Origin of the sequence: Paraburkholderia sp. BR10872 (assembly GCF_040965835.1) — a bacterium.
Lineage (GTDB): Bacteria > Pseudomonadota > Gammaproteobacteria > Burkholderiales > Burkholderiaceae > Paraburkholderia > Paraburkholderia nodosa_A.
The window spans coordinates 1-292 of sequence record NZ_JBFRCN010000176.1; the positions used below are offsets into that span (position 1 = coordinate 1).

1 protein-coding gene is annotated in these 292 nt (G+C 55.8%); it reads left to right on the plus strand.

What is annotated here, in order from left to right; translation table 11 throughout:
• Window positions 1-35: 35 nt before the first annotated feature.
• Window positions 36-292, plus strand: a 257-nt coding sequence (locus AB4Y43_RS40570; protein ID WP_368730301.1) for a helix-turn-helix domain-containing protein, incomplete at its 3' end; no start/stop codon positions are given.

Genomic DNA, 292 nt, shown 5'->3' on the forward strand with positions numbered 1-292 from the left:
TCTATGATCGAATTCACGGCGTGTTGGAGGCGATCATGGGACGTAAAGGAATCGAGGTTGTCGTGTCGGAACTGGAGCGAGAACAATTGCTGTCAATGAGCCGCTCGCGTTCGCTGCCTCATTCTCTGGTCCGCCGTGCAAAGATTGTTTTGATGGCCGCTGACGGTCATACGAGTCAAGAAATTGCAACGCAGTGCGAGGTGACACCGCCGGCAATTACGCACTGGAAGAAGCGGTTTGTTGCCCATGGACTTGCCGGTCTGCATGATGAAGCCCGTCCAGGCCGGCCTCG